General features: G+C 70.9%; 23 protein-coding genes, 2 pseudogenes and 1 riboswitch. Of the genes and pseudogenes, 20 read left to right on the top strand and 5 right to left on the bottom strand.

The window, feature by feature from the left end; genetic code table 11:
• The first annotated feature begins 313 nt into the window (after window positions 1-313).
• From NQU54_RS06410 to NQU54_RS06380, 7 genes are all read left to right on the top strand, one after another.
• On the top strand, window positions 314-1,375 hold the full coding sequence (locus NQU54_RS06410) for an ABC transporter substrate-binding protein (protein ID WP_257630195.1): 1,062 nt from the start codon (window positions 314-316) through the stop codon (window positions 1,373-1,375).
• On the top strand, window positions 1,372-2,265 hold the full coding sequence (locus NQU54_RS06405; RefSeq protein WP_257630194.1) for an ABC transporter permease: 894 nt from the start codon (window positions 1,372-1,374) through the stop codon (window positions 2,263-2,265). The genes NQU54_RS06410 and NQU54_RS06405 overlap by 4 nt, the downstream gene beginning before the upstream one ends.
• The gene (locus NQU54_RS06400) at window positions 2,241-2,996 is read left to right on the top strand and encodes an ABC transporter ATP-binding protein (protein WP_257630193.1); all 756 of its coding nucleotides are present in this window, start codon (window positions 2,241-2,243) and stop codon (window positions 2,994-2,996) included. The genes NQU54_RS06405 and NQU54_RS06400 overlap by 25 nt, the downstream gene beginning before the upstream one ends.
• 563 nt (window positions 2,997-3,559) lie before the next feature.
• Window positions 3,560-4,822, top strand: coding sequence for an acyl-CoA dehydrogenase family protein (locus NQU54_RS06395; protein ID WP_257630192.1), 1,263 nt, complete (start codon window positions 3,560-3,562; stop codon window positions 4,820-4,822).
• A 2-nt stretch (window positions 4,823-4,824) separates the two neighbouring features.
• A complete protein-coding gene (locus NQU54_RS06390; protein WP_257630191.1) occupies window positions 4,825-5,976 on the top strand; it encodes an LLM class flavin-dependent oxidoreductase in 1,152 nt (383 codons plus the stop codon).
• Between the two features lie 52 nt (window positions 5,977-6,028).
• On the top strand, window positions 6,029-7,102 hold the full coding sequence (locus NQU54_RS06385; protein ID WP_257630190.1) for an LLM class flavin-dependent oxidoreductase: 1,074 nt from the start codon (window positions 6,029-6,031) through the stop codon (window positions 7,100-7,102).
• 81 nt (window positions 7,103-7,183) lie between these two features.
• Window positions 7,184-8,203 carry an LLM class flavin-dependent oxidoreductase gene (locus NQU54_RS06380; RefSeq protein WP_257630189.1) on the top strand — a complete coding sequence of 340 codons (1,020 nt, stop codon included), beginning with the start codon at window positions 7,184-7,186 and terminating at the stop codon, window positions 8,201-8,203.
• 102 nt (window positions 8,204-8,305) lie between these two features.
• On the opposite strand, the gene NQU54_RS06375 is transcribed toward NQU54_RS06380, so the two are convergent.
• Complete coding sequence (locus tag NQU54_RS06375) at window positions 8,306-9,595, bottom strand: hydroxyacid-oxoacid transhydrogenase (protein ID WP_257630188.1); 1,290 nt, start codon at window positions 9,593-9,595, stop codon at window positions 8,306-8,308.
• Window positions 9,596-9,702: 107 nt separating this feature from the next.
• Here NQU54_RS06375 and NQU54_RS06370 point away from each other — a divergent pair, with 107 nt between their 5' ends.
• From NQU54_RS06370 to NQU54_RS06360, 3 genes are all read left to right on the top strand, one after another.
• On the top strand, window positions 9,703-10,074 hold the full coding sequence (locus NQU54_RS06370; RefSeq protein WP_257630187.1) for an MDR/zinc-dependent alcohol dehydrogenase-like family protein: 372 nt from the start codon (window positions 9,703-9,705) through the stop codon (window positions 10,072-10,074).
• Complete coding sequence (locus tag NQU54_RS06365; protein ID WP_257630186.1) at window positions 10,074-10,850, top strand: 2-keto-4-pentenoate hydratase; 777 nt, start codon at window positions 10,074-10,076, stop codon at window positions 10,848-10,850. Before NQU54_RS06370 ends, NQU54_RS06365 begins: the two co-directional genes overlap by 1 nt.
• A 124-nt stretch (window positions 10,851-10,974) precedes the next feature.
• The gene (locus tag NQU54_RS06360) at window positions 10,975-11,781 is read left to right on the top strand and encodes an FHA domain-containing protein (RefSeq protein WP_257630185.1); all 807 of its coding nucleotides are present in this window, start codon (window positions 10,975-10,977) and stop codon (window positions 11,779-11,781) included.
• A gap of 67 nt (window positions 11,782-11,848) precedes the next feature.
• Here NQU54_RS06360 and NQU54_RS06355 read toward each other — a convergent pair whose 3' ends face one another.
• Window positions 11,849-12,241, bottom strand: coding sequence for a glycosyl hydrolase (locus NQU54_RS06355; RefSeq protein WP_257630184.1), 393 nt, complete (start codon window positions 12,239-12,241; stop codon window positions 11,849-11,851).
• 236 nt (window positions 12,242-12,477) lie between these two features.
• Here NQU54_RS06355 and NQU54_RS06350 point away from each other — a divergent pair, with 236 nt between their 5' ends.
• Together NQU54_RS06350 and NQU54_RS06345 are read left to right on the top strand one after the other, a co-directional pair.
• The gene (locus tag NQU54_RS06350) at window positions 12,478-13,260 is read left to right on the top strand and encodes a polysaccharide lyase family 7 protein (RefSeq protein ID WP_257630183.1); all 783 of its coding nucleotides are present in this window, start codon (window positions 12,478-12,480) and stop codon (window positions 13,258-13,260) included.
• 264 nt (window positions 13,261-13,524) lie between these two features.
• Window positions 13,525-15,399, top strand: a complete 1,875-nt coding sequence (locus tag NQU54_RS06345) for a serine/threonine-protein kinase (protein ID WP_257630182.1) — start codon at window positions 13,525-13,527, stop codon at window positions 15,397-15,399.
• A gap of 85 nt (window positions 15,400-15,484) precedes the next feature.
• On the opposite strand, the gene NQU54_RS06340 is transcribed toward NQU54_RS06345, so the two are convergent.
• The 3 genes from NQU54_RS06340 to NQU54_RS06330 all read right to left on the bottom strand — a co-directional run bounded on the left by NQU54_RS06340 (window position 15,485) and on the right by NQU54_RS06330 (window position 18,005).
• Window positions 15,485-16,123 (bottom strand): DUF305 domain-containing protein, encoded by a 639-nt coding sequence (locus NQU54_RS06340; protein WP_257630181.1) that lies wholly within the window; start codon window positions 16,121-16,123, stop codon window positions 15,485-15,487.
• A 140-nt stretch (window positions 16,124-16,263) separates the two neighbouring features.
• Entirely contained in the window at window positions 16,264-17,214 is a 951-nt protein-coding gene (locus tag NQU54_RS06335; protein WP_257630180.1) for a DUF1996 domain-containing protein, read from the bottom strand.
• Between the two features lie 251 nt (window positions 17,215-17,465).
• On the bottom strand, window positions 17,466-18,005 hold the full coding sequence (locus NQU54_RS06330; RefSeq protein ID WP_257630179.1) for a DUF2165 domain-containing protein: 540 nt from the start codon (window positions 18,003-18,005) through the stop codon (window positions 17,466-17,468).
• 514 nt (window positions 18,006-18,519) lie between these two features.
• Between NQU54_RS06330 and NQU54_RS06325 the strand changes: the two genes are divergently transcribed.
• The 8 genes and pseudogenes from NQU54_RS06325 to NQU54_RS06290 all read left to right on the top strand — a co-directional run bounded on the left by NQU54_RS06325 (window position 18,520) and on the right by NQU54_RS06290 (window position 25,565).
• Window positions 18,520-18,990 (top strand): carboxymuconolactone decarboxylase family protein, encoded by a 471-nt coding sequence (locus NQU54_RS06325; RefSeq protein ID WP_257630178.1) that lies wholly within the window; start codon window positions 18,520-18,522, stop codon window positions 18,988-18,990.
• A gap of 40 nt (window positions 18,991-19,030) precedes the next feature.
• Entirely contained in the window at window positions 19,031-19,954 is a 924-nt protein-coding gene (locus NQU54_RS06320; protein ID WP_257630177.1) for an RNA polymerase sigma-70 factor, read from the top strand.
• Between the two features lie 58 nt (window positions 19,955-20,012).
• Window positions 20,013-20,226: riboswitch (cobalamin riboswitch) on the top strand.
• Window positions 20,227-20,288: 62 nt separating this feature from the next.
• The gene (locus tag NQU54_RS06315; protein ID WP_502362192.1) at window positions 20,289-21,329 is read left to right on the top strand and encodes an ABC transporter substrate-binding protein; all 1,041 of its coding nucleotides are present in this window, start codon (window positions 20,289-20,291) and stop codon (window positions 21,327-21,329) included.
• Window positions 21,326-22,339 carry a FecCD family ABC transporter permease gene (locus tag NQU54_RS06310; protein ID WP_257630175.1) on the top strand — a complete coding sequence of 338 codons (1,014 nt, stop codon included), beginning with the start codon at window positions 21,326-21,328 and terminating at the stop codon, window positions 22,337-22,339. Before NQU54_RS06315 ends, NQU54_RS06310 begins: the two co-directional genes overlap by 4 nt.
• Window positions 22,340-22,446: 107 nt before the next feature.
• The gene (locus NQU54_RS06305; RefSeq protein ID WP_257630296.1) at window positions 22,447-23,169 is read left to right on the top strand and encodes an ABC transporter ATP-binding protein; all 723 of its coding nucleotides are present in this window, start codon (window positions 22,447-22,449) and stop codon (window positions 23,167-23,169) included.
• A 230-nt stretch (window positions 23,170-23,399) separates the two neighbouring features.
• Window positions 23,400-24,167 (top strand): annotated as a pseudogene (locus NQU54_RS06300) (molybdopterin-dependent oxidoreductase); the annotation flags it as partial.
• A pseudogene (locus NQU54_RS06295) lies at window positions 24,151-24,549 on the top strand (alpha/beta fold hydrolase); the annotation flags it as partial. The pseudogenes NQU54_RS06300 and NQU54_RS06295, both read left to right, overlap by 17 nt.
• A complete protein-coding gene (locus tag NQU54_RS06290) occupies window positions 24,546-25,565 on the top strand; it encodes a VOC family protein (RefSeq protein ID WP_257630174.1) in 1,020 nt (339 codons plus the stop codon). The pseudogene NQU54_RS06295 and the gene NQU54_RS06290, both read left to right, overlap by 4 nt.
• Window positions 25,566-25,599: the final 34 nt, after the last annotated feature.

Genomic DNA, 25,599 nt, shown 5'->3' with positions numbered 1-25,599 from the left:
GAGTGTCAAAGCTGCGACAAAAGGTGTGCGTGGATGTAACGCGCACATGGCAGCCGTACGAAGTCGTCATTGCCCCTCTCCGGAAGGGCGAACGCACGCTTGACCCTCCTTTGACACCGTGGATAGCTTCAGCGGCATGCCGATCTCCCCGCGCTTCACGCGGCGGCGCCCCGTCGATCTGATGCGCCTCGACGCCGCGCTGTGTAGCTGAACCCGAGCAGCGAACACACACCTCCCACTCGCGCGCCCCCACCGCGACACCCGTTGATCCCCGTACGCGCCGATGCCGTACGCCCTGCACTCGGGAACCCGTATGCCCAGGCACGCCCCGCTCGCCATGGCCGCTCTGACCTGCACTCTGCTGCTGGCCGGCTGCGCCGAGAACACCACCTCACCGACCACCGCCGACAGTGAGAACGTCGCCCACATCAAGATTCCGGACAAGGCGAAAGCGAGCACCACGATCACGGTCGGCGCCCCGGACATCCAGGTGGCGCTGAAGCTCTCCGGACAGCTCGACAAGCTCCCCTTCAAGGTCAAGTGGGCCAATATCAGCGGCGGACCACAGTGCTCCGAGGCATTTCGCGCGCATGCCCTGGATGTGTGCTCATCGGCGGAGATCCCGTCGATACACGCCCACTGGACCGGCCTTGACACCAAACTCGTGGCCGCGAGGTTCCGCGAGGACCCGCTGAAGCATCCGGTCTATGAACTCGGCATCGCTCCCGGGGCGGATATCGACACCCTCGCGGACCTGCGCGGAAAGAAGATCGCCTACAGCCCGGGGCAGGCCCAGGGCGCGCTGGTGCTGCGCATCCTGGCCAAGGCGGGGCTCACCAAGAACGATGTGCGACTGGTCGAACTGCCCAGCACCGGGGATGTGTACCCGACCGCACTCGGCAGCCACCAGGTGGACGCGGCGCCACTGGGCGGCGTCAACATCAAGCGCTATCCGGCGAAGTACGGCAAGGACGGCGGGAAGACCATCCAGCACGGTCTGCGGGACGACCCCGCGCATCTGTGGGCGCCGACCGAGTCCGTGCGGGATCCACAGAAGGCCGCCGCCGTACGGGAGTTCATCAGGTTCTGGGCGCGGGCCGAGGTCTGGATCGACCGGCACCCCGAGCGGTGGATCGACGGCTACTACGTCAAGGACCAGGGTCTCACCCGCGAGGACGGCGCCTACCTGGTGAAGCAGAACGGCCATCCGGACATCCCGGCCGACTGGACACCGGCCATCGCGCGCCAGCAGAAGACGGTGGACCTGCTGGCGAAGGAGACGGGCCAGAAGAAGTTCGACGCGGCCATGCTCTTCGACCGCCGGTACGAGTCGGTCGCCGCCGACGCGATCGCGGAGGCGGGGAAGCCACGATGAACACGCACACCACGGAATCCACGAACGCCACGGACACCACGGGCCGGCGGCCGGCCCTCGTCAGGGCGGCGAAGGACGCCCCGGTGTCCCGGACCGCCCGGCGCGGGCTCGCGCGCCGCCGCCTCGGCCCCGGCCTGCCCATCCCGTACGGCAGGGCGATCGGCCCCGTACTGCTGCTCGCCATCTGGTCGGCGGGTTCGGCCACCGGCCTCATCGACCCGCGCAACCTGTCCGCCCCCTGGACCGTGGTGACCACGGCAGGTGACCTCATCGCGGACGGCAGGCTCCAGTCCAATGTGTGGACATCCGCCGTGCGGGCGCTGTCCGGTCTGGCGTACGGGGTGGCCGCCGGGCTCGTACTGGCGCTGATCGCGGGGCTCAGCAGACTCGGCGAGGGGTTGATCGACGGCCCGGTGCAGATCAAACGGAGCATTCCCTCGCTCGCGCTCATCCCGCTGCTGATCCTGTGGTTCGGCATCGGGGAGTCCATGAAGGTCATCACGATCGCCCTCGGCGCCCTCGTCCCGATCTACATCCACACCCACAACGCGCTGCGCACCATCGACAGCCGGTATGTGGAACTCGCCGAGACCCTCGGGCTGAGCCGCCCGCGCTTCCTGCTGCACATCGTGCTGCCGGGCGCGCTGCCCGGCTTCCTCCTCGGCATGCGCTTCGCCGTGACCGCCTCCTGGCTGGCCCTGGCCGTGGTCGAACAGGTCAACGCCACCAGCGGGATCGGCTACATGATGGGGCTCGCCCGCACCTACGGACAGACCGACATCATCATCGTCGGGCTCGTCGTGTACGGACTGCTGGGCCTGCTCTCCGACGGACTGGTACGACTCGTGGAGAGGAAGGCCCTGTCATGGCGGCGCACACTGGCGGACTGACGGCCACCGTCCCGGAGACCGGCACGGCCGCCGTCCGCATCAGCGGGCTCGTACGGGCCTTCGGCGAGCGCAGGGTGCTGGACGGGCTCGATCTGAGCCTGCGCGCAGGGGAGTTCGTGGCCATGCTGGGCCGCAGCGGCTCCGGCAAGTCGACCCTGCTGCGCGCCCTCGCCGGACTCGACCACGACGCCGGTGGCGAGGGCGAACTGAGCGCGCCCGACCATGTGTCGGTGGTCTTCCAGGACGCCCGGCTGCTGCCGTGGAAGCGGGTGCTGGCCAATGTGACGCTGGGGCTCAGCGGCGCGGACGCACAGGAGCGGGCGCGCACGGCGCTCGCCGAGGTGGGCCTGGCCGGGCGGGAGGACGCCTGGCCGGTGGAGCTGTCGGGCGGTGAGCAGCAGCGGGTCTCGCTCGCCCGCTCCCTGGTGCGCGAGCCCCAACTGCTGCTCGCGGACGAGCCGTTCGGCGCGCTGGACGCCCTCACCCGGGCCCGTATGCACACCCTGCTGGCCCGTCTGTACGAGCGCCACCGCCCCGCCGTGCTGCTGGTCACCCACGATGTGGACGAGGCGATCGCACTCGCCGACCGGGTGGTGGTCCTGGACGGGGGCCATATCGCCGCCGACCTCCCCGTGGACCTTGCGGCGCCGCGCAGGCCCGGCACTCCCGAGTACGCGGTGCTGCGCGAACGGCTGCTGGTCCGGCTGGGCGTCGAGGTGCCCTCCGGGTAGGGGCGGCGTTTGTCCGGGAGGCTCGTCAGGGCCGACGGCCGACGACTGACGGCCGATGGCTGACGTGCTGACAAAAGCGCAGGTCGTCGGGGTTCCGCGCAATGAGACACCCAAAGGTGTCCATTGACAGCGGCTCCTGCGGTCACGACCATATGGGGTATGCATTCAACGCATCCGGGCGTGCTCTGCCGCTACGTGGACTTCCTGCGCACCTCCAGCGCCCTCTGTCGCTGAGCGGCGGCCGCACCGTCCCCGGGGGCCCGGCACCCCGTAGGTGACCTCCACCGGCCACCGGTCACCGTTCACCGGCCACCGGACCGGCCTGGAATCGCTCCTCACCTCCCGTTGAACCCGGGGCCATCAGCCGTCCCCGGGGCGACGGAGACCTCCCTCGGGCCCGGCTTCGGGCCGTGTGCGTCCCCTCCGCCGTTGACGGCCCGGCGTCCGCCGCGTCCGATGACCACGTCCCCGGGGACCGGGCCCCAGGACCGGGCCGGCCATGGGTGCCGCATCCCTTACCCCTCGTCCACCACCGCCGACGCGACAGCCACTTCGGAGACCCCGTGACCTCCACCACCGACCGGACCCGCCGCCCCACCGCCCTGCCACCGCCGGACTACGACCGGCTGCCCGCGCTCACCGCGGCGCTGGCCGCCCGCGCCCCCGCACACGACCGTGACGCCTCCTTCCCCACCGAGGGGATCGCCCTGGTCCACGAGGCCGGGCTGCTCACCGCCACCGTCGCCACGCGGTACGGCGGAGCCGGGGCCGGGCTCGCCGACACCGTCCGCATCCTGCGCGCTCTGGGCGCGGGCGACCCGGCTGTGGCCCTGGTGACGGCCATGACGCTGTTCACCCACGCCGCCGAGGCCCGTACGCCCGCCTGGCCGGTCACCGCCTACGCCGATCTGCTCGCCGCGTCGGCCACGCGCCCGGCCCTGGTCAACGCGCTGCGCGTGGAGCCGGAACTCGGCAGCCCGGTCCGCGGTGGACTGCCCGCCACCACCGCGCGGCGCGACGGCGACCAGTGGCTGCTGACGGGCCGGAAGATCTACTCCACGGGTGCGGTCGGGCTCAGCCGCATGCTGGTCTTCGCGCGCACCGAGCCCGGCGCCGGGGAGCCCGTACGCGTCGGCACCTTCATCGTCCGCGCGGGCAGCCCCGGGCTGACCGTGGAGCCGACCTGGGACCATGTCGGTCTGCGGGCCAGCCGCAGCGACGATGTGGTCCTGGACTCCGTACCGGTGCCGGCCGGCGATGTCATCGGCCTCGCCGAGCCCGGCGACACACCGGGCGCCCGCCCCGACCCGGTGACCGGGGCCTGGAACGCACTCGGCCTGACCGCGCTGTACCTCGGCGTGGCGGGCGCCGCCCGCGACTGGCTGATCGGCTTCCTGCACGAGCGGGTGCCCACCGCCCTCGGCGCGCCGCTCGCGACCCTGCCCCGCTTCCAGAGTGCCGTCGGAGAGATCGAGACCGCCCTCATCGGCGCCGACACGCTCGTGGACGCGCTCTCCGCCCGCGTCGACGCGGGCGACCCGGAGGCCGCCGAACGGGCGGGCGCCGCCAAGGTCCTCGGCACCCGCGCGGCCATCACCGCCGTCGACCAGGCCCTCACGCTCGTCGGGAACCACGGCCTCACGCATGCCAACCCGCTCCAGCGGCACCACCGGGATGTGCTGTGCGGCCGTGTGCACACCCCGCAGGACGACTCCGTCCTCACCGCCACCGGCCGCGCGGCACTGGCCCGCCGGTCCGCGCCCGCCACCTCCGCCGTGTCCACCGCGTCCGCCCCGTCCAACTCGACCGTCCCGAAAGGCAATTGACCATGTCCGCGCCCTCCTCATCGCCCGCGACGTCGGTCGAGTTCATCGGCATGATCGAGACCCAGGAGGTCTCCGAGACCCGGCCCGCCACCGGCCCCGCGATCGACCCGGACTACACCACCCGCTTCGCCCGCGCCCACGAGGACGCGGGCTTCGACCGGATCCTCATCGGCTACAGCTCCCGCCGGCCCGACGGAACCCAGGTGGCCGCGCATGTGGCGGCCCGCACCGAACGGATCGGGCTGCTCATCGCCCACCGCCCCGGCTTCGTCGCCCCCACCCTCGCCGCCCGGAGCTTCGCCACCCTCGACCGGTTCACCGGCGGCCGCGTCGCCGTGCACACCATCACCGGCGGCAACGACGCCGAGCAGCGCAAGGATGGCGACTACCTGGACAAGGAGGAGCGCTACGACCGCACGGACGAGTACCTGGGCATCCTGCGGCGTGCCTGGTCCTCCGCCGAGCCGTTCAGCCACGAGGGCCGCCACTACCGGTTCGAGGACTACTCCTCCGACGTCCTGCCGCACCGCGCGGCCGGTATCCCGCTGTACTTCGGCGGCTCCTCGGAGGCCGCCTACCGGGTGGGCGGCAAGCACGCCGACACCTTCGCGCTGTGGGGTGAACCGCTCGCGGAGACCGCCGAGCAGATCGCCTCCGTACGCGCCGCGGCGGCGGCCGCCGGACGCACCGGGACGCCCGGGATCAGCGTGTCCTTCCGCCCGATCCTGGCGGCCACCGAGGAACTGGCCTGGGAACGGGCCCACCGCGTCCTGGACACCATCAGGACCGGGACGGGACGCCCGTTCTTCCACCAGCAGAACGGCGAGCGCACACCCGAGAACGCCGGGTCCCAGCGGCTCCTCGCGGCCGCCGCCAAGGCCGACCGCCACGACCGCGCCCTGTGGACCCCCACCGCCACCGCGACCGGCGCGGGCGGCAACACCACCGCCCTCGTGGGCACCCCGGAGACGGTCGCGCAGGCGCTGCTCGACTATGTGGACATCGGCGCCACCACCCTCCTCATCCGTGGCTACGACCCGCTCGACGACGCCATCGACTACGGCCGCCACCTCATCCCCCTCGTACGCCAGGAGCTCGCCCACCGCGCCGCCACCACCCCGTCCGCCCTCACCGCCACGGGAGGCACCCGGTGACCACCACCACCGACCGCGGGGTGGCGGGCGCCGGGCAGCGAGAGGAAACATCATGAGCCCGGAATTCCTCTGGTACATCCCCAACACCGTCGAACCGGGCCACCGTGGCGACGACACCACATCCGGCTGGGGATCCATCGAATACTCCACCGACCTCGCCCGTACGGCGGAGCAGCACGGCTGGGGCGGCGCTCTGCTGGGCACCGGATGGGGACGCCCGGACACCTTCACCGTCGCCACCGCGCTGGCCGCCCGGACCACGACGTTCAAGCCCCTGATCGCGATCCGTCCCGGCTACTGGCACCCGGCGAACTTCGCCGGCGCGGCGGCCACGCTCGACCAGCTCAGCCGCGGACGCGTCCTGGTCAACATCGTCAGCGGGCTGGACAACCCGGCCGCGTACGGGGACACCACCGTCGAACCCCCCGAACGGTACGCCCGCACCCAAGAGTTCCTGTATCTCCTGCGGCGCCTGTGGACCGAGGAGGACGTCACCTTCCACGGCGAGCACTTCCGGGTCACCGGCTCAACGGTCGCCCCCCGCCCGTACGCCACCGACGGCAGACCCCATCCGACGCTCTACTTCGGCGGCGCCTCCGAGGCCGCCGAACGGGTGTCGGCGGCCGAGGCCGATGTGCAGCTCTTCTGGGGTGAACCACTCGACGGGATCGCCGAACGCGTCGACCGGCTCAAGACCATGAGCGAGCAGGTGGGCCGCCGGCACAAGCCGCTGGAATTCGGGCTGCGCATCACCACACTGGTGCGCGACACCACCGAGGAGGCGTGGCGCGCGGCCGAGGAGAAGGTCGCGAAGATGGCGGCCGGCAAGGGCGCGGCGACCTGGACGGGAAACCGCAGGAAGGCCGTGGGGCAGCAGCGGCTTTTCGACCTCGCCGAGCGCGGAGAGGTGCTCGACACCTGCCTCTACACCACCCCCGGCAAGGTCGGCGGCGGGGGAGCGGCGACCACCTGGCTGGTCGGCTCGCCCGACGATGTGGCCGAGGCGCTGAACGGCTACCGCAAGCTGGGCATCACCCACTTCGTGCTCTCCGACACCCCGTACAAACCGGAGGTCGCCCGCATCGGTGACCAACTGCTCCACAGGCTGCGGGAACGGGCCGGGTGACCCGTTCCCCGATCGGCCGCCTGAGACAATGGAACGGCAATGGTGTGCGGCGGAGTGCGCCGCGGACGCTGGAGGAGCCCTGTGCCGCTGACCTCGAAACCCTTGCGGAAGCTGGGCTTCTTGACCATCGGGCTGTTCGATGAGGCCGACCCCCGCCGGGGCCATGAGTCGACACTCGACATCATCGAACTGGGCGAGCGGCTGGGGTTCGACAGCGCCTGGGTGCGCCACCGCCATCTGCAATACGGCATTTCCTCTCCCTTGGCCGTTCTGGCGGCGGCCACGCAGCGCACCCGCCGCATCGAACTGGGCACGGCCGTCATCCCGCTGGGATGGGAGAACCCGCTGCGGCTGGCCGAGGATCTCGCGACGGTCGACATCCTGTCCGGGGGCCGCCTCAACCCGGGGGTCAGCGCCGGTCCGCCGCATCACTACGAGCACGTCAAGGGCGCGCTCTACCCCGACACCGCCGATACCGAGGACTTCAGCCATGAGCGGGTGCGGAGGCTGCTGGACTGCGTACGCGGCGAACCGGTCACCGGCATCAGCGGTGTCGAGGGCTTCGAGGTGTTCTCCGACCGTGTCCAGCCGCACGCCCCGGGGCTCGGCCGCCGCATGTGGTACGGCGGTGGCAGCCTGCGGTCGGCCCAGTGGGCCGGTGAGCACGGAATGAACCTGCTCACCAGCAGTGTGGTGAAGGCGGAGGAGTCCGAGGACTTCGCCGAGATCCAGCTCTCGCACATCCGGACCTTCCGCGCCCACCACCCCGACGGCGACCGTGCCCGGGTCTCCCAGGGACTCGTCGTCATCCCCACCGACAGCGCCTCACCGGAGCAGCGCGCGAAGTACGAGCAGTACGTCGCGAAGCGGATGCCGCGTACCGCCACGCCCCAGGGTCCGGCGCGGATGATGTTCGCGCCGGATCTCGTGGGCACCTCCGGGGAGATCGCCGAACGGCTGTCCTCGCACGCCGCCTTCCGGGAGGTCGAGGAGGTCGCGTTCGCGCTGCCCTTCACCTTCGACCACGAGGACTACGTCCAGATCCTCACCGACATCGCCACCGAACTCGCCCCGGCACTGGGCTGGCGACCGGCCCCGTAGCGCTTCATAGGCGACCGGCCCCGTAGCGCTTCATATCGGCTTGACCTCGAAGCGGTGCCCGGTCCCGCGGGCGAGTTCATGGCCGGCCGACGGTTTCTCATCTCACCAGAGCGACAGGGAGCGGTCGAGGATACCGGCGAGGTCGTCCTCGGTGACCGCGCGCGGGGCGGTGGCCAGCAGCCGCTGCTGCTTCATGGTGCCTTCCACCAGGGCGGGGATATCGCCCTTGCCGTAGCCGACACCGCCGATGCCGTTGGGCATGCCGATGTCGCGCATCAACCGCTCGATCGCGGCCGGCAGATACTCGGCGAGGTTGCCGGGGCGTTCCATCTCCGGGGCGAGGAGTTCCGCGGCCCGGAGGTGCCGTTCGGGCTGGGCGGCGAAGGTGAAGCGGAACGCCTCCGGCGCGGTGAGCGAGACGGCCATGCCGTGCGGGACCATCGGCTCGTGCTCCGGGTAGCCGGTGGGGTGGAAGTCCTTCACCCGTCCGGCGATCGGGTAGGCGTTGGCGTGGGGGATGTGTACGCCCGCGTTGCCGAATCCGAGCCCCGCGAAGGTGGCCGCCAGGGCCATGTCCGACCGTGCCCCGGGGTCGTCGCCGTCGCGGACCGCGGTGCGGAAGGACTGTGCGAGCAGGTGCAGGGCCCGTTCCGACCATGCGTCGGAGATGGGATTGGCGCCGCAGTACGGTACGCGCTGCTCGGGGCGCTTGCGCGGCAGCGCGTCGTACGGCCGGGCCGTGTAGCTCTCCAGCGCATGGCACAGGATGTCCATACCGCTGGCGGCGGTCACCCCGGCGGGCAGGGTGAACGTCAGATCGGGGTCGATGACCGCGAGTGCGGGCCGCAGCCTGGCGTGGCTGATGCCGGTTTTGACCTCCAGTTCCAGGACGTCGAGCACGCAGATCGTGGTGGACTCCGAGCCGGTCCCGGTGGTGGTGGGGACCGCGACCAGCGGCTTGAGCGGGTTCACGGGCGCCAGCGCCCTGCCCACCGGCGCGTTGACATAGTCCATCAGCTCGCCGGGGTTGGTGCTGAGCAGGTTGACGGCCTTGGCGGTGTCGATGCTGGAGCCGCCGCCCACCGCGACGAAGGCGTCCCACGGGCCCGACGCCAGCGCGTGGTCGGCCGCCTGCCGCAGGCTGACGTCGGTGGGCTCCACGTGCACCCCGTCGAAGACATGGGCCTCGATGCCGAACGCCGTCATCCGTTCGGCGACGCGGTGCGGTGCGCCGGTGGCGGCCACTCCGGCGTCGGTGATCACGAGTACCCGGCGGACCTCCCGCTGGGCGAGGTCGTAGCCGATCTCGTCGGACGCTCCCGGCCCGAACTTCAGCGCCGGGGCGCCATAGGTGAACACGGACTCGGGTCCGGCCGGAACGGTGGTGGTCATACGCATCCCTCCTGAGGGATCGGACGGGGCCGCACGATCGGGTGCAGAAGCCGTTGGGTGTGGAAGCCGTTGGGGGCGAGCCGCATCGAGCGCGGCCGCTGGGCGTCATGACCGAAGACGACGGTGGCGTCCGACCGCTCGGCGATGCCGCGGATCTTCTCCACCGAGCCATACCAGGCGGACAGGTCGTTGACAATGGCGGTCTCCGGGGCGGCGAGCGGTTCGGCCGCCCCTTGGCGCAGCAGGAGAAGCGGCTGATCGGTAGTCTCTACGGCTCGGCCAACACACCGGTCGACATCCCCAAGCTCGTCGATCTGTTCAAGACCGGCCGCCTGCCGCTTCACAAGCTGCTCGGCGAACGGTACGAACTGTCGGCGATCAACGAGGCTTACGCCGCGCTGTCGCGGGGTGCCACCGGCCGTGCGGTGATCATCCCCGACGGGGCGGCGAGCGGCCGCCCGCGGGCAAGGAGAGACTGATGCAGAAGGACCTGATCGCAGAACTGGCGCGGCGCCTGTGGGAAGCCGGCAACGGAGCCGACGCGGTGGACCCCGCCGCGGCCGATCGGCTCGATGACCTCGAGCTGGCCTACGCCGTGGAGAGCGCGACCCGCGACCTGGCGATCGCGGCCGGGGAACGGGCGATCGGCTACAAGATCGGCCTGACGTCACAGCCCGCGCGGGACACCTTCGGCGCCGATGAGCCCTCCGCCGGCCACCTGCTCGCCGGCAGGCTGCTCGAGCACGGCGAACCCCTCGCCACGGCCGGGCTGTTCAACCCGCTGGCGGAGGTGGAGGTCGCGTTCACCCTGGGCGAGGCGCTGCCCGGCCCGGATGTGACCGCGCAGGACGTCCGCGATGCCACCGCCACCGTCGCACCGGCCTTCGAGATCGTCGACAGCAGGTGGCACGGCGGTCCGCGTGGCCTCCCCATGCTCGTCGCCGACAACACCAACGCCGCGCGTGCGGTGCTGGGGTCCGCGCTCGCGCTGTCGGCGTCGGGGGATCTGTCGCGGCTCACCGCCACACTGACGATCGGCTCCACAACGGTGCCGGGAAGCGCGGCCGCCGTCATGGGCGACCCCGCAGAGGCGGTCGCGTGGCTGGCCCGGCACCTGCTGCGCGGCGGCAGGCGACTGGAGGCCGGGGACATCGTCCTGAGCGGCACCCTGTGCGCCCCGACGGCCATCAGCGCCGGTGACCACCTGATCGCCGACCTGGGTGAGCTGGGCCGGATCGAGCTCGACGTCAACTGACCGATGGCGCGCACCGCGTACTCCGGCCGCGGGCTCGCTTTGGGACGGGTCCCGGCGGAGGGCATGGACCCTGGTGGGCGTGTCTGCGCACCTGCCGAGCATCCGCCGAACCGAGGAGACCCCGATGCCCCTCTCCGCCAGCCTCGCGCGCGGAGTCGCGCCCAGCACCCCCGGCACGCTGCACGCCCGTACCGTGACCGGTGACCTCAGCGCCCCGCCCCGGCCGGGGCTGACGGTCCGCTTCGGGCGCGGGGAGAAGCCGGACGTGGATCTGGGCGTGGGCGTGGACGACCTGCGGGTGAGCCGGCGGCACGGTGAGCTGACCTACCGTCAGGGGCAGTGGTGGCTGCGGAACACCGGGCGGCAGCTCGTGCGGCTGCCGCGCGGCCGGATGATGCATCTCAGCACCGAGCCGATCCCGCTCGACACCGGCTACACCCCGCTGTTCGTCAAGGGCTCCGGCTACCGTGAGCACCTGGTCGAGCTGTATGTGGCGGGCCACGACGACCAGGGGCCGGTGTCGCGGCGGCGCGCCGAGACCCTGCGGCCGGAGATCTGGCCGCTCGAGGACGACGAACGGCTGCTGCTGGTCGTCCTCGGCCAGCGGTATCTGCTGTACGAGGAGGATCCACGGCCCCTGACGTACGCCATGGCGGCCAGGCAGCTCGGCTATCTCCGTCCGGGCGCCGGCTGGAACGAGCGCAAGATCGAGTACCGGATCGAGGCCGTACGGCGCCGGCTGCACAACACCGGCTTCAGGCACCCGCTGATGCACGACAAGTCGCAGGGCCGCCCGGCCGACAACGGTCTGCTGCACAACCTGCTCAAGGGGTTGGTGGAGTCCACGACGCTCGTACCGCCCGATCTGGAGCTGATCGAGGACGACGCCCTCTGGCCCGACCCCGATCCCGGTCCGGCGCCCGAGGGGTAGCCACAGGGTCCGCGGTGCCCGATCCAGCGGGCACCACGGACCACCGGGGTCAGCTCACCACGTCAGGTCACCACCAGGTGGTGCAGGCGACCTCGGGGAAATTGCCGGCCTTGCCGCAGGCCCGCATGAGGTTGCCCCGGTTGTTGAACGCGTCGGTGAAGTTGCTGCCACCTGTGTTGATCTTCGTGACGCTGAGCTGCTCCCAGGTCCGGCCGCCGTCGAAGCTGCGGTCCACCCACACCAGATCGCCCGGTGAGCCGAAGATCCTGCCCCATGCACACGCTCCGTTGTACCGGAGCTCGATGCCGCGGGAGTGGGTCGAGGCGTTCGCGACCGTCCTGGCGTTGCTGGTGTTGCAGCCTTCGGCGGCCTGAGCCGCGGTCGGGGTCACCGCGGTGAGCAGGGCTCCGGCGAGTCCTGCCGCGGCGAGGGTTCCGAGAAAGGTCTTGCGCATGCTCATGGCTGACGTTCCTTCCGATTGTCGCTTTTCCGGGACCGGATGGCGCGGGTCGGAGATCCGCTGTGATGACATCGCTCATCCGGCGACACTTCCGGGTATAGCGGGAGGTTTCCGGGAGGGGTCCCGGCCCGCACCCGGAAGACGGCCCGTCTTCGGGACCCGTCCCGGAAGCGGCGGCGAACGATGGGAAGCGGCCCCACCCGTCACTCCACCGCTCCGGACCGGAAGGAACACCCATGAGGTGCATGCGCATCGTCGTTCTCGCGGGCATCACCGCGGCCGCCTCGACGGCCCTCGTGCTCCCGGCGCAGGCCGGTATCCCCGCCCGCGACGCCACCACCACGGCGGCCCCGTGCGAGTACCCCGCCGATGTCCTCGACCTCACCAACTGGAAGGTGACCCTGCCCACCGGCGACGACGAGGACCCGACCGAGATCACCCAGCCCGAGCTCGCCACCTTCTCCGCCAAACCCTGGTTCCAGGCCGACGACGACTGTCGGGCGGTCCGGTTCCGCGCCGCCGTCGACGGTGTGACGACCGGGGGCTCCAGCTACCCGCGCGCCGAACTGCGCGAGATGACCGACGATGGGGAGGAGGAGGCCAGTTGGTCGACCGATGAGGGCACCCACACCCTCGTGGTCACCGAGGCGTTCACGGCGCTCCCCGAGGACAAGCCGCATCTCGTCGGTGCCCAGATCCACGGCGGGGACGACGATGTCACCGTCTTCCGCCTCGAAGGCGGCAAGCTCTACATCACCGACGGGGACGACACCCACCACCACCTCGTCACCGACGACTACGAGCTGGGCACCGAGTTCGAGGCCAAGTTCGTGGTGCGGGACGGGAAGATCGACGTCTACTACAACGGGGAGCGCGAGACCACGATCTCCCACGACGACGACAGCAACTACTTCAAGGCAGGGGCCTACACCCAGGCCAACTGCGGCAACTCGGACCCGTGCGACGCTGACAACTACGGCGAGGTCCATATATCCGGCATCAAGGTCACCCACTCCTAGCCGGGGGAGGAGCGCGGTGCCGGGCCCCCCGCCCGTAGCGGAGGCCCGGCACCGCCGTAACCTCCACAAAGGTGAAGATTTCTGGAGTGGTGGGTGAATTCCCTTCTCAACCGGCCAGGTCCGCCGCGCCGCGCGCATCCGCCGCGCCTCTTGCAGCCCTCACGAACGCCGCGAACAGTACGTGTCCCTCCGTGTACGCAGTAAGTTCGATCCGCGTGCCCGGTAACGGCAGGTGTTCTGGACTCGTACGAGGGGAGTGTCGCCGTGCGACGGGGGGAGAAGGTGGGCAAGTACCGGCTCACAAAGGGGCCTGTCGAGGGAGGGAGAGGCGCGGTCTGGTTCGCCGTCGACACCGAGCTGGGCCGGTCCGTCGTCCTCAAACGGGCCCTGCTCGAGAACAACGGCCAGGCCGACTTCGACGAGTTGCTGGCCGAGGCCCGCGCTCTGGCGAAGTTCAGCCACCCGAACGTGGTCACTCTCTACGACGCCGTCCGCGCGGGCAAGGGCAGGAAGGCCACGTTCTGGCTGGTGATGGAGCATGTGACCGGGGGCAGTCTGGACGTCCCGGTCAAGATGGCCCCGGAGCTCGCGGCGCATATCGGCGCGCAGATCGCGGGCGCGCTGGCGGCCCTGCACCACAAGGGCATCGTGCACTGCGACGTCAAGCCCGGCAATATCGTGATCACACATGACCGAGTGGCCAAGCTGACCGACTTCGGCGCCGCGTACCGGGTGGACGGCAGCGAGACGATCACCCCCAACGGACCGGTGAGCCTCACCCCGTTCTTCGCCGCCCCCGAGGCGTTCCGGGGCGCACCCGAGCGCGCGTCCGATGTGTTCTCCCTCGGGGCCACGCTGCACTGGCTGGTGACAGGGACCGCGCCGCTGCGCGGCCCCGGGCGCGCGGTCCGGCTGGAGACCATCGCCCCCCAGGTCGGCCCGCTCGGCGGGGTGGTCACGGCGATGCTCCAGCGCGACCCCGGAGCCCGGCCCACCGCGGCGGAGGTGCTCGGCGTCCTCACGGACATCGCGGGATCGCCGGACCGGTTCCCCACCCTCCCGCTGACCCCGTCGACCACGCCCTATACGGCCACCTTTGGATACGGTGAGGTCCCGGCGGGAGGCCGGACGCGCACGATGGCGCCCCTCGTCGGACGCCGCCCGTTACTCATGGTCGGTGCCGCTGCCGTGACGGCTCTGGCCATCTCCGTTCCGTTCATCGTGATGAGCCTGGGCGACGACGGCGACCAAGCCAATCCGGCGCCGAACAAGCCGAACAAGCCGACCAGCGCCGCCTTCATCGGCGACCCCCGTACGGCCGACCCCTGCTCCTTGCTGAACGCCACCGTGTTCGACCGGTACGGCGAGGCCGAACTGGACCGCGACTACGGCAACTTCAACCGGTGCGACGTCCTGCTGAGGGAGCGGAGCGAGGAGGTCGTGGACGTCAGGGTGGAGCTCGACGCCGATCCGCTGCCGGAGGGCGTGGCGAGGAAGACCAGGGGCAGGGTCACCGTCGTGGAGCGCGCGGCCGAGGACGACGCGTGCGAACGGGCCGTGGCGGTGACCGCCGCCCATGGCAACAGCCTTCGGGTCACCGCGGCCGCCAGACAGCCCGATGAGCTCAAGGAGCCGCTGTGCGACACCGCCGACCGTGCCACGGGGCTCGCGGTCAAGGTGCTCAACCGCGGTGAGGTCCCCCGGCGTTCCCCCGGCTTTCCGTCCAGTTCGCTGGCGCATCTGGACGCATGTACGTTGCTCGATGTCAAGGCGCTGGAGAAGGTGCCCGGTATCGACGCCGGGGACCCGGACGTCGGATTCGGCCGCTGGGAGTGCCAGTGGAAGAGCACCACCAGGGAGTTCGAGGTGGACTTGCGGTTCGACCAGGGCGATCTGCCGCATGAGAAGAACTCCCGGTCCACCAGGCTCGGTGACCACCAGGCGATCGTGCTGCCGGAGAGCGAGGGTCCGGGCACCTGCCGTGTCGAGGTGGTCCACCGTGACTACACCGGCCTGGACCGGGTGAAGGGGACCGAGCGGGTGGCCCTCGTCATCAAGGGGGCGGGCGCCAAGGACCGGCCCTGCGAACTGGCCACCGATCTCGCCGCGTCGGCCGCCACCGCGCTGCCGCCGGTCTGACGGCCGATCGTCGGTCCGACGGCCGCCGTCCGCCAGACGGCCGTCCTCCACCGGACAGCCGCCCTCAGCCCGGCGTGGCGCCGCGCTACGGTCGGCCGGACGTCGCCTCGGGGAGGCGGGCGCGCCAGGTGAGCGAGGTCTTCTCCACGCTCGCGGCCAGCTTCTTGGTGGCCGGGTCGGTGCCCGCCGAGCGCTCGGAGTGGGCGATCTTCGCCGCCTGGTCGAGGTGTTCGCGCATCGCCGCGAGGAAGAGGGCGTCGAAGGCGGCGTCCTTCGTTCCCTCAATGGTGCGCAGTTCCTCCTCGGTCACCATGCCGGGCATATCGTGGCCATGGTGCGGGTTGGTGTCGGGCACGCCCGCCCGGGAGAGCAGCTCTCGCAGCTGGACGAGTTCGCGCCGGTAGCCGGCGGCCACCGGTTTCGCCCACTTCTCCACCTCGGCGTCGGAGGAGTGGTCCGGGACCAGGCCCAGTAGGAGTGCCGCTTGGTCGTCCATCGCGATCATCAGCTGGATCCAGCCGATATCGCTGGAGTTGAAGGTCCCCGATGTCGCCTGTCCGTCCGGGGGCCGGGTGGCGGCCTTCCGCGCGGCCGACGTCGACCGCCCCTCGCCCGTTGGTTTCCCGCCACCGCCGTCGCCGCCGCATCCCGTGGTGAGCAGCGTGGCGGCGGCGAGCAGCACCGCTACGGACGCCACGCGCCGTGTGACGGCTGCCGCTGTCATCTCGACTCCCCTCGTCCGTGAGGGGCGGAGCCCCCGGTGACGGGGCTCCGCCCACCGGCAGGACGGGATCGCCCCGCCGGTTCGTACGCTCTCCTGCTGCGTCAGGGACGGCCGCCCGGGTCAGGGACGGGCCCTCTCGGTCAAGGACGGCCGTCGGCGCCGCACTTGATGATCGGGTTGATGCAGTCACGCACCCGCCGGGCCATCTCGTCCTCGGGCCAGGCGTTGAAGAAGTCACCGTGCATGGTGAATCCGCCACCTGATGCCAGCTTGAACCGCGAGGGGTCGCCGCTGACCGGGTAGCGCAGCACCTGGCGCAGCTTCGGCACGGCGACCGGGTGGGTCGCCGGGCACTGGCCACCGACCGGGTAGGCCATGTGGCTCTTGTGGTCGGGGGAGTCCAGGTCCTTCCCGTTCCAGCACTGGGGGAAGTCGAGGTAGGACTCCAGCATCGAGCCGGACGGGCAGTTCACGAAGTCCTTGGAGGGGTTGACCTCTCCGTGGTGCAGGCAGGACCACCGCGAGATGGACGAGGGGTCGTCGACCCCGGTGGCCTTGGCGTTGCCCGCCACGATCCGCAGCCCCGCGGGCAGCGGCTTGATGTTCGCGATCACATCGTCGCGCACACCTTCACCGAGGTAGTAGAAGGTGGTGCCGGTGGGCTCGACCTCTTTGCCGTTGTCGTAAAGGGTGGGAGTCCAGTACGACGACAGGTCGGCGATCGGGTTGCAGCTGGTCCGGCCCTTCTTCAGGGCGGCCAGATCGGTGTGTGCGTTGGTCGAGTCGTTGCCGAAGAAGCTGTGCATATGGGACGCGCCGGGGAGCCCCGGGAACACGATCGGGTCGTCCGGCAGCCGGTGGGTGAACGGGCACTCGGCCACGAACTCGGCCACCCGCACCGGTGCCTTGACGCTCGGCGCGCTCGATGACCCGCCGGTCTTGTCGTTGGCGCGCAGATCGGCACGGGCGCTGGCCGAGCCGGTGGACAGCATGGACAGGATGAGACCGACGGCGGCGAGGATGACACCCGGCCCTCGCCAGTGGCCGAGTACACGCCGTAAGGGCGGGAAGCGCGGGGGTGTACGTGACATGACTCTCCTTTCCGTGCGCACACGGAAGAGCGAAAAGAGCGGGAGAGCCCTGCGGTGTGGTCACGCGGGGCGGTTCAGAGAGCGCTCTCACAGAGCGGTGCTGCGGACGCTAGAGGTGGCGCAGGTCACTGTCAAGAGTCCGCGTCAACGAGGGGGCGGTCGCCCTCCAGCGGCGAGATCGTCGCTGTCCGCTGAGCGGAGCCCGCTCGGTCGATCCGGCTCGGCGATCCCGCTCGGTCGATCCGGCTCGGTCAGTCCGTGGCGCCGGGGTCGGTGCGCTCGTCCGAGAGCAGATGAATGAGCAGCAGGACGACCCCGGAGATTATGAAGACGCGAGTGGCGGCCTCCAGCCCGTTCCACGCCTTCGACTGCCACATGGCGAACCATTCGCCGCCGATGGCGATGAACCCGGCACCGAACAGCACCATCAGCATCACGAGCCCCAAGGTGCTGGCCTGCCGGGCACGGCGAACCCTGCCCCCGCGCAGCCCCGCGCACCACATGGCCGTCGCGGCGAGGAGGACGAGCGCGGCGACGCTCTCCCAGACGATGATGGCGATGTAGGCGGTGTCCTGGAGCGTGGTGGACTCGATCGCCCGCCACATCAGATCGTTGTCCTTGAATGTGGTGTCCATCGCCAGGACATGCCGTACGAACTGCTGATTGGTGTCGAAGTCGGTGATGTTGCCGAAGGCGACAAGCGTGATGTACAGCGCGATCGTTCCGGTGAGTACCCCCGAGGTGAGGGCATAGGCGCGGGGGGAACGTATCCTGCCGGTTCGCTCACTCACGATGGCCTCTGCCTCCCGCTGTATCCCCGTTGGCCGGGCCGAGTTGATCGGCCCGAGCCGTAGCGTACAACTGGCCGGATCCGAGCGGTCATGGATGGCGTATGTGATGCGCGAAGTGCCGTCGCTCCCTCCGGGATACGCGTCCCGGAGGGAGCGTGATGGATCTCCGCCGGAGCGCTAAGCGCTCCGCTGGGAGTGCTATGACCTGCCGGCGATTGTCCGCGGCGCCGTCGTGGCTGGTCGCGCCCACGCGGCGCAGCCGCACATCGACACAGCGCCGCGCCCCTTCGGGGCGCCACCGAACCGCAGTCGACTTCCGCCGATCCGCTTAGCACCCATCCGAGAGCGCTGCCGATCGTCGCGGTCGGCGGCGAACTCCCCGCGTCGGGGTCTGGGTCCACGCCGTCAGCGCGCTTGGGGGCGGGGAGACGCAGGTCACAGCCGGCGATGTCACAGGGGGTCGGGCTACCCCGTCTCAGGGGTGTAGCCACTGACAACCGCGGAGGAGTACATCATGGACGCGCGACTGAACTACTTCGACAGCGTCACCGCCGGCAAGATCCTCAAGCCCGTGATGACGGCGGGCAGGGCGGTCAAGGACTCGCCGCTGCCGGCCGCTACGCAGGAGCTGGCGGCGCTTCGGGTGAGCCAGATCAACGGCTGCGCCGTCTGTGTCGACATGCACACCAAGGAGGCCGCCGCGGCCGGTGAGACCGCGGTGCGGCTGAACCTGGTGGCGGTATGGCGCGAGGCCACGGTCTTCACCGAGGCCGAGCGCGCCGCGCTGGCGCTGGCGGAGGAGGGGACCCGGGTCGCGGACGCGGCCGTCGGGGTCAGCGACGAGGTGTGGGCGAATGCCGCCAAGTACTACGACGAGGAGCAGCTCACCGCTCTGGTGATCATGGTCTCGTTCATGAACATGGTGAACCGGCTGAACATCATCACCCAGCAGCCGGCCGGCGACTACCAGGTCGGGCAGTTCTGACCCGCCGGTGGTTCAGGGGGACCCGGGGGAGGGGAGCCGTGTGAGCAAGGTCGAGGAGTTCGAGGAGCTGCGGCCGCTGCTGTTCTCGATCGCCTATCGGATTCTGGGCAGTGTGAGCGAGGCCGAGGACGCGGTGCAGGAGACCTGGCTGCGCTTCGACGGCTCGGCGACCCGGCCCACGTCGACGAAGGCGTTTCTGTCGGCCGCGGTGACGCGGATCTCCATCGATGTGCTGCGCTCCGCCCGGGTGCGACGGGAGGAGTACATGGGCCCGTGGTTCCCCGAGCCACTGCTCAGGGACCCGTATCAGGATCCGGCCCGCGCGGTGGAGCTGGCCGACTCGGTGTCGATGGCGGCGTTGCTGCTGCTGGAGCGGCTCAGCCCGCTGGAGCGGGCGGTGTTCGTGCTGCGGGAGGTGTTCGCCTTCGGGTTCGACGAGATCGCCACGGCGGTGGGGCGCTCGGAGGCGGCATGCCGGCAGCTGCTGGTGCGGGCGCGGCGGCATATGGAGGCCGGGCGGCCGCGGTTCGAGGCGGACCGGCGGGAGCGGCAGGAGCTGGCCACGCGGTTCTTCGACGCGCTGACGGACGGCGATGTGGGCGGGCTGCGGAATCTGCTGGCCGCCGATGTGCGGCTGGTCGGGGACGGTGGCGGCAAGGCCCCGCAGCTGGCGAAGGCCGTCGTGGGCGCGGAGAAGGTGGCCCGGTTGCTGGGCACGGCCTTCCCCTGGCTGTTCCGGGTGGATGTGTCGTTCGAGCCGCATGAGGTCAACGGCCAGCCCGGGGCGATCTTCCACGACCGGGACGGCAAGGTGCTCCACACCCTGGCCCTCGATGTGCTCGACGGGCGTATCCAGACCGTCCGCACGGTGTCCAACCCCGACAAGCTCGGCCACCTCGGCCCTGTCGGCGATGTCTGGGCCGTCGACCGCGAGGTGCGACAGGCCCGCCGACGGCCGAACTGACCTGCTCGGCCCACGATTCCACCTGCTTCCACGACCGGCCCTTGCGACCGACCCCTCTTGATAGGCTCGGGGAGCCAGTCGTGCCACATCCGAGGCCAGGGAATCCGGTGTGAATCCGGAGCTGACGCGCAGCGGTGAGGGGGACGGGCGGGGCATGTGATGCCACTGGGAGGAGTCCGTGACGGCCGCGAGGCCGCCGCGGACGAGCACCGGGAAGGCGCCCCGTCCGGACGAACCCGAGTCCGAAGACCTGCTGGCACCTCCGTGCCCCTGTGCGCGGAGGGACGTCCGTAGGCCAGGCTCCGCGTACGAGCCCCGACCCCGAGGCATGCCCGTGCTCAGCTCCGCCCGCCGCACCGCGGCCCTCCTGCTCGCCCCTGCCCTGCTGCTCACCGCATGCGGTGGCTCCGGCCGTGACACCGCCGACGCCGGAAAGCCCGCCGGTTCGGGCTATCCGCGCACGATCGACAACTGCGGCCACAGAACCACGTTGACGTCCGCCCCGAAGCGGGCCGTCTCGCTCAATCAGGGCACCACGGAGATCCTGCTCTCCCTCGGCCTCGCCGACCGCCTGGCGGGGACGGCCATGTGGACCGACCCGGTGCTGAAGGGCCTGGAGAAGGCCAACGCGACGGTGGAGCGGCTGGCGGACAACGCGCCGTCCTTCGAGAAGGCCCTGGACGCCGAACCCGACTTCGTCACCGCCTCGTTCGTCTCCACCCTCGGCAAGGGCGGTGTGGCCACCCGTGAGCAGTTCGAGAAGCTGGGTGTGCCCACCTATGTCTCGCCGTCCGACTGCTCGGCGGGCAGGGACCCCGACAGTGGTGGCGACGGCTCCCGCGGCAGGCCACTCACCTTGGGCGTGGTCTACGGCGAAATACGCGACTTGGCCCACGCCTTCGGTGTCGACGAGCGCGGCGAGAAGCTGGTCGCCGAGTTGAAGCGGCGTGTTCGTACGGCCACCGAGGGCCTGGACGCCTCCGGTGTCTCTCTCATGTACTGGTTCGCCAACTCCCAGTCGCCGTACCTCGCCGGCTGCTGCGGCGCGCCGGGCGCCATCACCCGGGCCGTCGGGGCGGAGAACGCCTTCTCCGACACCCACGACGAGTGGCCGCAGATCAACTGGGAGACCGTGGCCGACCGCGACCCGGACGTCATCGTCCTCGGCGATCTCACGCGCAAGCAGCAGACCGCGGAGACCGCCGAGGCCAAGATGCGTTTCCTGCGGACCCACCCCGCCACCCGCAACCTCACCGCGGTGAAGAAGAAGCGGTACATCCTGCTGAGCGGGCAGGCCATGAACCCGTCCCTGCGCACGGTCGAGGGGGTCGAGCAGGTCGCCGCGGGACTGCGCGACTTCGGTCTCGCCAGGTGAGCGCCCGCCTCCTGCCGCTGCTCGCGGGAGGCGTGGCCGCGCTGCTCGCGTCGGTCGCCTTCGCCGTGACCATCGGCCCCGCCGACATCTCCACGGCCGACGTATGGGCGGCGGTCAGCGCCCATCTCGGCCTGGGCGAGAGCACGTTGCCGCCACTGCGCGACGGCATCGTGTGGAACCTGCGCATGCCCCGCACACTGCTCGCCGCGGTGTGCGGGGCGGGCCTGGCCCTCTGCGGGGCCGTGATGCAGTCGCTGCTGCGCAATCCGCTGGCCGACCCGTTCGTCCTCGGGGTGTCCTCCGGCGCCTCCACCGGAGCCGTCGCCGTGGTCGTCCTCGGGGTGGGCGGCGGGGCCGTATCGCTGTCGGCGGGCGCGTTCACCGGTGCGCTGCTCTCCTTCGGCCTGGTCCTGGCGCTCAGCCACAGCCTCGGCGGCAGCACCGACCGCGTGGTGCTGTCCGGGGTGGCCGCCATGCAGCTGTTCTCCGCGCTGACCTCGTTCACCGTGCTCACCTCCGCGGACGCCGAGACCACCCGGGGCGTGCTGTTCTGGCTGCTCGGCTCGCTCACCGGCGCCGGGTGGGGCGATGTGCTGCTGTGCGCCGCCGTCCTGGCCGCCGTGCTCGCGGTCTGTCTCGGGCACGCCCGCACCCTGGACGCGTTCGCCTTCGGGGAGGAGGCCGCGGCAGCGCTCGGCGTACGGGTGGCCCGTACCCGTCTCGTCCTGCTGTGCGCGGTCGCGCTGCTCACCGCGACCCTGGTCAGCTGCGCCGGGGCCATCGGCTTCGTCGGCCTGGTCCTCCCGCACGCCACCCGCGCCCTCACCGGCCCCGGCCATGTCCGGCTGCTCCCGGTCACCGCACTGGCCGGAGCCATCTTCCTGGTGTGGGTGGACACCGCAGCCCGTACCGTCATCGACCCCCAGGAGGTCCCGGTGGGCGTGGTGACGTCCCTCATCGGCGTACCGGCCTTCGTGGCCGTGCTCCACCGCGGCCGGAGGAAGACGTGAACGACTCCACGGCGGGACGCCCCGCCACCGCCGAATCCCCCGCCACCGCCGAAGCGGCGCCCGGACTCCGCGCCGACCACGTCGGCCGCCGCACCCACGACCGGCTCATCCTCGACGGTGTCACCCTCACCCTGCGCCCCGGCGAGACGGTGGGCCTGCTCGGCCCCAACGGCTCGGGGAAGTCGACCCTGTTGCGGCTGCTCGCCGGGCTCCTCGCCCCCTCCGCCGGAGTCGTCACCCTGGACGGCCGCACACTGCCACAGGTCGGCCGCCGCGCCACGGCCCGCCGTATCGCCACCGTCGAACAGCACGCCCACACCCAGACCGAGCTGACCGTGCGCGAGGTCGTGGCCCTCGGCCGTATTCCGCACCGGCGCGCCTGGTCCGCTGCCTCCGCCGTGGACACCCGGGCCGTCGACGCGGCTTTGGAGCGCACCGGCCTGACCGACCGGGCCGGTCAGTCGTGGCACACCCTCTCCGGTGGCGAACGCCAGCGTGCCCAGATCGCCCGTGCCCTCGCCCAGGAACCGCGTGAACTCCTGCTCGACGAGCCGACCAACCACCTCGACATCCAGCACCAACTCGACCTGCTCGACCTCGTCGTGGGTCTGCCCATAGCCACCCTGATCGCCCTCCACGACCTCAACCTCGCCGCGATGTACTGCGATCGCCTGCTCGTGCTGCGCGAGGGACATGTCGTGGCCGAGGGCACCCCCGCCGATGTGCTGACCCCGTCCCTGATCAAGCGGGTCTACGGTGTCCGGGCCGATGTCACCCATGATCCGGGCCACCCGGTCATCCGCTTTCTGCGACGGCCGCCGAAACCGTGAAGCGGTGGGCGGCATGCGGCTCTCGAACCGCCGGACGCCGAGCCGTCGCGTTCACAGCCGCCCGCCGGGCCGTGTGCGGTGGGCGTAACCCCGGGTGATCGGCCGGAGAGACATGCGTGTAATCAGAGGTGTGTACGGTCCCGGAGGGTGGGACCAGGCCGAACACACGAACAGGCCGAGCACACGAAAAGGAGGCGCCCGTGGTCGCGCCGGGCTCGCGGAGCGAGGGCATGACGAGGGTCCGGACGGTCTGCTCGTACTGCGGGGTGGGCTGCGGCATGGTCCTCGACGTCGGCATGGGACCGGACGGGCGGCGTACCGTCCTGAAGGCATCCGGGGACAGGGAACACCCCGCGAACTACGGCCGGCTGTGCACCAAGGGCGCCACCACCGCCGATATGCTCGCCGCCCCCGGGCGCCTGACGGGGGCGCTGCGGCGTCCGCGGCGCGAGGAGGCGCCGGTGCCGGTGCCCGTGGACGAGGCGATCGCCCGGACGGCGCACCGGCTGCGGGCGATCGTCGACGAGCACGGGCCGGACGCGATCGCCCTCTATGTCTCCGGCCAGATGAGCCTGGAGGCGCAGTACCTCGCGAACAAGCTGGCCAAGGGGTTCATCCGGACCAATCAGATCGAGTCGAACTCCCGGCTGTGCATGGCCGGCGCCGGCACCGGCTACAAGCTCTCGCTCGGCGCCGATGGACCACCCGGTTCGTATCAGGACTTCGACAAGGCCGATGTCTTCTTCGTCATCGGCTCCAACATGGCCGACTGCCATCCGATCCTGTACCTGCGCATGAGGGACCGGATGAAGTCGGCGGGCGCGAAGCTGATCGTCGTCGATCCGCGCCGCACCGCCACCGCGGCGAAGGCCGATCTGTTCTTGCAGATCAAGCCGGGTACGGATCTGGCGTTGCTGAACGGTCTGCTGCATCTGCTGCACACCGACGGACATACGGACCCGGAGTTCATCGCCACGCACACCGTCGCGGCAGAAGCTGGAGACGTTCATCCGCGACTACCTCGTCTTCAACGCCGCCGACATACCGGACTCCGCCATCGACGAGCGGTACCGGGCCAGCATCGACCCCGAAGTGGTCGCCTCGCCACCGCTGCGCCGCCCCTCCGGGCCGCACGCCCTGCGCACGCTGGTGCGGATGGACTTCACCCGTGACCGGCGGCTGAACCGGCTGCCCGTGCCCACCCTCGTCCTGTGGGGTGCGCAGGACAAGGTCAACCGGCCCAGCGGCGGACGCATGCTCGCCGAGCGCATGCCCAACTGCGATCTGTACCTGGTGGCCAACACCGGCCACTGGGTGCAGTTCGAACGCGCCGAACTCTTCAACCGGCTCTGCGCCGACTTCCTGGCGGGCCGCCGATGACCGCCACCGCTTCCGAATCCGGCTCCGTGTTCGGCGCCGTCCACCTCGGCTACATCGTCATCGAGACAGGCCGCTTCGCCGACTGGCGCCGATTCGGCACCGACGCCATCGGCATGCACCACGACGCCCTCTCCCGCGATCTGATGCGCTTCCGCATCGACGACCAGGAGTGCCGCTTCCTCATCCGGCGCGGCCCGGCCGAGGACGTCGTCGCCACCGGCTGGCATATCGTCGACCACACCGCCTTCGAGCGGATCGAGGCCCGTATCCGCGCCCACGGTGTCCCCCTCGCCGTCGGAACCGACGAGGAAGCCGCCCTGCGCGGTGTCGAACGGCTGCTGCGCTTCCCCGGCCCCAAGGGCATCGCGCAGGAGATCTACACCACCCCCGTGACCTCGGCGGCACCCCTGCACATGCTCGCCTCGGGCTTTGTCACCGGCGACCTCGGCATGGGCCATATCGCGCTGACCTCCACCAGGCCGACGCGGGTCCGCGGCTACTTCAACGCCGTCTTCGACGCCCGTCCGACCGACTACGTCGAGGAGACGATCAGCGGCGTCAAGCTGAGGATCCGCTTTCTGCGCGTCAACGAACGCCATCACTCCGTCGCCGTCGCGGCGGTGCGCGGCCTGCCGCTCGACCCGATCCCCACCCGCGTCCAGCACCTCAACATCCAGGCGGCCACGCTGGACGACGTCGCCCGGAGCTATCAGCGCGTCCATGAACTCGGCTTCGACATGTCCCTCTCGATCGGCCGGCACACCAACGACAAGGAGCTGTCCTACTACGCCCGCACCCCCTCGGGCTTCGAATGGGAGGTCGGCTGGAACCCCATCGTCATCGACGAGACCACCTGGGAGCCCACCACCTACCGGAGCATCAGCGACTGGGGCCATCTCCCGGTCGGCCGGACCATCCTCGACCAGCTCGAACAGTTCCGCATCGGCGCCCGCTCCCTGGCCCGGCCGGAGAGGACCGTGCCCGCCCTCGGCGGCTCCGGCATCCCCGACGACTGACACGGGGCGCTCGGCACACCGGCGGAGCAGCGGG

Origin of the sequence: Streptomyces malaysiensis subsp. samsunensis (assembly GCF_024519315.1) — a bacterium.
GTDB classification, from domain to species: Bacteria; Actinomycetota; Actinomycetes; order Streptomycetales; family Streptomycetaceae; genus Streptomyces; species Streptomyces malaysiensis.
Note: the sequence above shows the minus strand (reverse complement) of the source record. Positions and strands in the feature narration are given on the sequence as shown.